This window comes from Pedobacter borealis DSM 19626, from assembly GCF_000708285.2.
In the GTDB taxonomy this organism is placed as follows: Bacteria; Bacteroidota; Bacteroidia; order Sphingobacteriales; family Sphingobacteriaceae; genus Pedobacter; species Pedobacter borealis.
The window spans coordinates 1-5,493 of the sequence record NZ_JAUG01000156.1; the positions used below are offsets into that span (position 1 = coordinate 1).

A 5,493-nucleotide genomic window follows, 5' to 3' on the forward strand; every position below is an offset into this window, starting at 1 on the left:
TGCTCTTCGGTTAAACCTGTGTTTTATTAGAGTTGGTTAGCAAAACGAATAAAACCCAAACCAAAAGATGTGTCCACACGGTAGGAAAGGTCGGGACAGGCTGTCGGCTGAAAAAGCCTTCTTGCAATGAAGGCTGGTTAGATCTTGAAACAAGTTAAGGATGATGGCCGGTTTATGGAATGTGTCATTCTGAATGCAATGAAGAATCTTTATTAAACAAGTTTTTAAGGTCTGTTTTCATAGGCTAACGATTCTTCGCTGTGCTCAGAATGACAGCAGAAAATGCTGTTTAGACCCTTCGACTCCGCTACCATTGACAGACCTCCATAGAAAGATCGTCATTGCTTCGTCGGCTGAAAAAGCCTTCTCGCAATGACGATTCCTCGCAGCTTACAATACGCTAAAAATCCTTCTGTCATTTATATTGATTTTTATATAATAAATTATCCCTCAGTGTGACAAAAACGTTAGATAAGTTAAATAATTGTATCAAATTTAAACAGGCTCTTAATTTACCCGTTTATCTTTTTATTAAGATAAACTCGGTTCTCCTGTCGTGCTGATACTGATCTTCGGTACAAGAAACACCATCCTTACAAGCACTAAGTAGTTTACTTTCACCGTAGCCTGTAGCGGTGAACCTACTGCTCTCAATACCCTGACTGCGTAGAAAATCAACAACCGTTTCTGCACGACGCTGCGACAGTTCTTGGTTATACTTCGAATTTCCCCTTGAATCCGTATGTGAGCTGATCTCAATCCTCATCACTACATTATCTTTTAACAGCCTAACCAAGTTGCTTATCTCTCTTTTTGCATCCAGGCTTAAATCCCACTTATTAAAATCGTAATAGATTTTCAATGTTAGCGGCACATCTAACTTTACTGGGCTTAGGCCTATGCCATCTTTTATTTCCTTCAATGAGTTCGAATCAGCAGATAGCACCTCTATCCCACTTCTACCCATGTAGTTTTCTTTTGCCAATGAAATATCATAAGCAGAAACACCATCCAGCCTTAGTTGATAGTGCCCACTCTGATCGGTCAGCAGGTTCATTGAACTAGCAGTCTTTTTATTGGTTACCGTAACAGCCACATCTTGTAGCGGCTTCCCTGTCTTTTTATCGATAACAAGACCAGCAATAATAATAGGTTGTACCTCATTTTTCAACTCAAAAGAGAAGATATCATCACTACCTTTCCCCCCTGCTCGGTTAGAGGAGAAATAACCTTTTGATGGCGAATAGAACGTAAGCGCAAAGTCATCCTGTGGTGAGTTAACTGGATAGGCCATGTTAACAACCCTGTACTTGCCGGAAGACTCCTTTTCTGCCTTAAAAAGGTCGAGGCCGCCCATACCCGGTAAACCATCAGAAGAGAAATACAAGGTATTTTCGCCAACGGCAAAGGGTGAACGTTCATTGCCCGTTGTATTGATCTCATCACCAAGATTGATAGCCTCACCCCAACTGCCATCGCCCTGCTTAGTGGATACGTAAATATCAGTACCCCCATGGCCACCCGGCTTATTCGAAATAAAATACAACTGTTTACCATCAGGTGTTATAAAGGGATCTCCTACCGACCATTCTGCGATATTATTATATCGAAAGGGAACGGGAATTGACCATTTTCCATTTTGCAGCTCACTGCTGTATATCTCAACCCCAAGGGTAATTAGTTTACTGTTCCTGCTTTTCTTACGCTCTTCCTTGTTCAGGATCCTGGTCATGGTAAAGTACATTGTTGTACCAGCACCATTAAAGCTAGCCGCACCAGTGTGGTACCCGCCCGAATCATGAAGCGGAAACAACTTGATCTCATTTCCCTGTTGCTCATATAGCTTTAGGTATGGTTTCCCCGTCCATCCATAAATATTAGGATCTACAGCAGTTCTTTTATCCAATGAAAAGGAAGCTTTATCACTTGCTTTCTCCCATAGGGTATCTGAACTAAATACAACATTCCCCTTGTACATGACCGCCCCCCAATCTGAATTAGCTGAGTTAAGCTCTATGCGGTTTGCAAGCTGTACATTTGTTGGCTTGTTTATCCACTTTAGGGCAGAGTCGCAAGATGATTGCCATAAGGCTTGCTGCGCTGCCGTAATATTTTCTCCAAGCTTTGCATACCTTTCAAATTGAACCTTCGCCTCATTGTATTTCGAATTGTTCATTAAGGCTTCGGCGTAATAAAGGATATTCTTCGGTTCTGTTTGTTCCATACTGGTAAGCTTTCCATACCAGTTTTCAGCCTGCTGGTAATTCTGGGTCAGCCTATAACTATCTGCCAACCCTTGAGCGGCCCGTTTAGTCATTTTCTGCTCGTATGCCCTGTTATATAAATCAATTGCCCGTTTGTAATTAAAAACAGTAAACTCTCTATCAGCCTCTTTCAGGGCATACTGACCAAATGAGCTTTGAACGATTAGTAGCAGAATTGTTACTGGAAGTATAAATGAAATTCGTCTTCTCATGGTGTTAGATTAAAAATACCTAGGGGTTAACATTCTTACATTTTTTCGTTTAAAATAGAACCCTATCGAAAGCTCATGAGAGGAACCACTAATCGACTGAAGCTTTGCAAGTGAAAAGTCAAAGGCATAACCAATACGAAACTGGTTACCAGCGAAGAGCTCTATCATGCCAACCATGGAATTACTCTTATATAGGTCCGACTGAAGATAACTCTTATCATATAAGCGTACCGCAGTTCGGTAAGAAGCTCCTAACCATATACGGTCATGTAATAACACCAAGGTGTTTATATCCAAGCTCGTTGGCCCGCCCATGTCATCCTTCAATAGAAAAGATGGCTTTAGCTGCATCCCTTCTGACAGTGGCAAAAGCATGCCCGCGGTTAAGAAAAGATGTGGTTTAGGAATAGGAACCAGCATGTTACGCCCCTTGTTTGGGTCAAGTAACCTAGCGATCAGGTTATCTACCGAAAAGCCAGCATAAAAGCGGTTATTTGAATAATATACCCCTGCCCTGGCATCTGGAAGAATAACACTCTGCATATTTGTCGGAATGTATTCATCCCCTTGGTCCTCTGGATTCAGCTTGCTTCCGTCAATTCCTAACTGTGCTACCCCAATTCCCAATCCAAACGCAAGCCTTGAATTCTCTGAGCTTCCCACTCGAAGCCGATAAGCATAATTGCCATAGGCAGCCAAGCTGCTTTGAGCTCCAACACGATCGTTCGATACCTGAAAGGCCAGGCCCACATTCTTATTATTAGCACTGGCATCTACGGCCAATGACATGCTCTCAGGAGCTCCAGTTATCTGCGACCATTGTGTGCGGTAAAAGCTATGGATATTGAACTCTTCTTTATAACCAGCATAGGCAGGATTTATATAAATTCCGTTAAACATATACTGACTATACTGAGCATCATTCTGTGCCCTGGCAAACAGTACCATCACTAATAGCATCAATGTTAAAAAAATACGCTTCATCTCCTTTTTCTTATTAGTTGAACACATTTATTACTTGTTCCTCAATAAGGTAACATAACCTTTATACACTTCCCATACACCTGCTGGCGTTTTAACCCGTAGCACATAGAAGTACGTTCCCTCATTCAAACCTTCACCCGTCCAATCGTTCTTATAATCTTTCTTCTCGTACACACTATTTCCCCAACGATTAACAATGGTCAACTCGTTTTCGGTATATAGATCTAGGTTGCCGATAACGAAAGTTTCGTTCTTATTATCTCCATTAGGCGTAAACACATTACTGATCCTAAGTGGAATTGAACTAATAACAACCGGGGTTGGCGTTGGCGAATCAGGCAATCCATCCCCATTCATATCCGGATTGATGCCATTAACAGACTCGGTGGTAATCGGAACGCCATTGGCCAAAGCAGTAGCCTTAACCTGGTTCAGGAATGTGCCGAAGGTACCATTTGGTCTAACTTTAACACTGAACACAATGGTTGCCACTTCACCTATCTCGAGCCTAGATCCAGCCGACAATAGGTTAATGTCTATATCTCCATTATAAGTGTTACTTGCCACAAGATTACCCGTGGTAGCTACCTGTCCATCTATGTTAAACTGTACCGGCAACTTGAAGGCGGTTTTAAGGTCGTCTGGAACCTGCACATCGGTTAACGTTACGTCTCCCATATTCTTCAGCCTTAATGTATAGGTCACTCGGTAAGTACTATCTTTCATATGCACGGGCTTACCTGCCTCCTTCGCTATTCCCAAGACTGCACTGTTGACTACATCGATACTGGTTCCCACCTGACCATTGCATGTGGCATCAGCCGGATCACAGCCTATGGTTTCTTGAACAACTTTTCCATCGGTAACTTTAGCAATATTGGTTATCGAGCTTACTCCAGTAAGATTATTATCTACCTTAACCCTGAAGCTTACCGTTGCTATCGATCCAGGTGCAAGATTCGACATCGAAATGGTTACTGTATTTCCATTTAGTGTACCTCCGCTCACATACGTGGTATGTGCTGGTATAGGATCGGTGATGTTCAAACTTGTTAATGGTACATTTCCGGTGTTTTTTACCTTAATCGTATAAATCAGTTCCTCCCCACTTGCAGCTTTTGGCTTACCACTTGCAGAAACAACAGTTTTCCATGTTACAAAATTTTGGATATCATTATCCATTATATTCATAGTTACGCTACCTGTACTGAAATTGTAGTTGGTACCTGATGCAGTTGAGCCTTTGGTAAAGGTCAACACTATTGTCTCTGTACCTTCTGCCAACTGATCATCTATCACCGTAAGCGGTAAGGTTACACCATTCTGACCTACAGGAATAACGATAGTCCCCATTAGGTTGCTGTAATCGGTTCCGTTTCCTGCTGTACCTCCAATTGTATAGGTTACCGTAATATCTTCTGATGCTGTAATTCCCGTTGGAAGACTGAAGGTAAAGTTTGCTCCAGTTCCAGGTTCAGCAGCATCGCCTGATTTTGCGACTTGTATAGTCAAGTTGGCTGGCGTGTTATCCTTATCGGTAATCGTAACCGTAGCGTTGCTATTTGCGGTGTAGACAAAGTTGGCGGAACTACCTCCAGTAAGTCTGATGTTCACTGTTTCAACAGACTCTATGGTATTGTCATCGATTACAGTAATTGGTACCAACACCTCATTTGCCCCGGCAACAATGGTTGCGGTTCCGCTAAGTGTTGCATAATCCGTTCCGTTCAGAGCCGAACCAGTAATGGCATAGGTCACAACAATGTTTTCAGCTGCAGTAATGCCTGAAGGCAAGCTGATCTTAATCTGTCCATTAGTGCTTGGCTCCTTCGCGTCTAGTACTTTTACCACCGTTAACACCTCGTTGATTGGGGTATTGTCATTATCACTAATCGCTACGGTCGCGGTTGCAGCAGTAGGACTAGCGGTATAAGTCGTACCCGAAGATGTACCTCCTGTAAGTGTCATGACCACGGTTTCTTGTGGTTCTATCGTTTGGTCGTCCTGTACATTCACTGGAATAATCACCTCGT

At 42.5% G+C, this 5,493-nt stretch carries 3 protein-coding genes; all 3 read right to left on the reverse strand.

Features of this window, described 5'->3' with window-relative positions; translation table 11 throughout:
- Nucleotides 1-520: 520 nt before the first annotated feature.
- Nucleotides 521-2,476, reverse strand: coding sequence for an OmpA family protein (locus tag AW17_RS22845; protein WP_029280557.1), 1,956 nt, complete (start codon nt 2,474-2,476; stop codon nt 521-523).
- 9 nt (nt 2,477-2,485) lie between these two features.
- Entirely contained in the window at nt 2,486-3,460 is a 975-nt protein-coding gene (locus AW17_RS22850) for a PorP/SprF family type IX secretion system membrane protein (RefSeq protein ID WP_029280559.1), read from the reverse strand.
- Between the two features lie 30 nt (nt 3,461-3,490).
- Nucleotides 3,491-5,493: T9SS type B sorting domain-containing protein (locus tag AW17_RS22855; RefSeq protein WP_029280560.1), on the reverse strand; the 2,003-nt coding region annotated here is incomplete at its 5' end.

Excerpts from the sequence above, each read along its gene's own strand:
- AW17_RS22850 (WP_029280559.1), bottom strand. The coding sequence starts at position 3,460 with ATGAAGCGTATTTTTTTAACATTGATGCTATTAGTGATGGTACTGTTT.
- AW17_RS22845 (WP_029280557.1), bottom strand. The coding sequence starts at position 2,476 with ATGAGAAGACGAATTTCATTTATACTTCCAGTAACAATTCTGCTACTA.